The sequence below is a fragment of the Shewanella sp. genome, assembly GCF_013214165.1.
Lineage (GTDB): Bacteria > Pseudomonadota > Gammaproteobacteria > Enterobacterales > Shewanellaceae > Shewanella.
In genome coordinates, this window is record NZ_JABSSM010000176.1 from 1 (window position 1) to 2,058 (window position 2,058).

Below are 2,058 nucleotides of genomic sequence, written 5' to 3' on the forward strand. Positions count from 1 at the left end.
TGACCAGTCATCACTGGTTAATGTTTTACCGGGCACAGGGCGACCTTCTTTTCTGAGTATATTTCGCCAATTATACAAGGTTTTAGTCGAAATCCCTTCACGATGCGCAACCTCTGCGACAGTCATATTTAGGGGCGGTAATAACTTTTTAAGGATCGCTTCTTTACGTTCTTGTGAATATCGGGTCATCTCGCTCTCTGTTTACTGCCCCCTATATTGATTTAATGGATTATTTTAAGGGGTGACAACTATCCTGACACAGGGGGATGTTGATGTATCTTCTAGCGCAAGTATTTTGTTTGAGCGTTTTAGATCTGGTAAAAGTGAGGAAAAACCTGCGTTAGCAATATCATTAGCTACAATTTTATCGTTTCGAAGAAAGCGATAAGCACCTTCAATTGAGGCTTGAGAGCCTGATGCCTTAACAATTGAACTTCCCGAATTACTTGCCATTAGATGACTGATTTTTATAAGGCGCTTAGTACGGCGCTCATCACCTAGCTCTGCATGTTCAAATAAATTATTTGCCCATTCTTCAGTGTCTTTTATAAGCATGCCGTATTAACTCGATTATTATTTTCTTATAAATGATCTGATCAACCTAAGAACGTAAAGTTCAATTTAAACCTAATTTATTTGTGTATAAGAGTTAGATCCTGACACAGGGGGCAGCTAAGAAAATAGCAGATTGGCTACCATTGGTAAGCTCGGCGAAATAACAGCAACTAAGGCAGTTAGCCGCTAAAACCCAAAGCTCCGCAGTAAAATGCAGGGCTTTGGTTCAGGGCGACCGCACGAGTTAACCTCTGTTAATTTCAGTCATCTATTTTGTAATGTTTACTGGGTTAAGACTATAACGAAAAGAAAAACAACAAAGTGCTGTTTGAATATTATACAGTGTAAGCCGTTCTACGAATTATATAGGTTAGTAATTTATTGCTGATAACATTCTACTAACTCATGCGGTTGCCCTGGGCTTTGGTTTGTGCTGTTTTTTATTTAATAAAGAGAGGGACTAAAAATCTAACTAAGTCATTAACTCGTTATTTATTAGGTAGATTTTATGCGTGTTCCTTTTTCTTACTACTATATTTTTACTCAATAATCTCAATATAACGGAAAGCCAGATTACACAACCAATAAAGGATACAGATGGCATTTAAACCGATTATAAATTTCTTAAATTTCCCTTTCACATAGTAACAACAGAACATGGATAATATGGCCAAAATTGCTACTGATGTTATTGTTGTTCTTTGAAGAAATATGTACGGAAGTTCTCTCCATCCTTTACTCGACATTTGAAGAATGTCACTTAAAATTAGCAGTGTATATCCTAAGAATAACACACTAATCAATAGCGAAAAAATTAGGACTACACTTTCCATTTTATTCACATTCATTATTCTTTATCCTTGGGTTCAGGCACATACAACTCTCCATATTTTGTTGAAGACTCCTTATCTTCAGCAAAAGGATTACGCGATTTTGATTCCACTTCAGTTTCAGTAGTTTCTGTATTTTCAAGCATATTATTCACGTCAGTCCAATCGCCATCACTTTCCACAGCAATACAACCGATTGTTAATCCTGGCTTATGTAACCTGAATAGATCCCGTCCTGTTTTGCTGTCAGTATCGTCTCCATATTTTGAGTCTTTAGGTTCAAGTCTAAAGAAACCCTCACGAGGTGTACTCAAAATGTCATATTTCCCTGGGGGAATAGAAGCACCAAAAGGCTTCCCGCCCGACTCGGCAGAGACTACCAACCTTTTGCCAGTACCTCTATCGCGTACACTTAAAGTACCGTTTCTATATACAGCTCTAACTTCTCTACCATCAGGGTCTATGTATTTATAAGGATTGTTATTCGCATAGGAATAACGGTTAAAGCTATGTGGATTACCCGTAAACCCAATGGGATCATTCGAATAAAACCGCCCGATCAGCGGATCATAGTACCTGGCCTGCATATAAGTTAAACCCAGATCTTCATCTTGCAGATGCCCGGTAAACCCTAGACCCGCCTTCTCACCGCCGAGGCGTTTACCAAAGGGCT

3 protein-coding genes are annotated in these 2,058 nt (G+C 38.6%); all 3 read right to left on the reverse strand.

The features are described 5' to 3' along the window. Window positions 1-189, reverse strand: a 189-nt coding sequence (locus HRU42_RS21070) for a transposase (RefSeq protein WP_295034049.1), incomplete at its 3' end; no start/stop codon positions are given. Window positions 190-234: 45 nt separating this feature from the next. Continuing rightward, the gene (locus tag HRU42_RS21075; protein WP_295034051.1) at window positions 235-555 is read right to left on the reverse strand and encodes a transposase DNA-binding-containing protein; all 321 of its coding nucleotides are present in this window, start codon (window positions 553-555) and stop codon (window positions 235-237) included. Between the two features lie 847 nt (window positions 556-1,402). Beyond that, window positions 1,403-2,058, reverse strand: a 656-nt coding sequence (locus HRU42_RS21080; RefSeq protein WP_295034053.1) for an RHS repeat-associated core domain-containing protein, incomplete at its 5' end; no start/stop codon positions are given.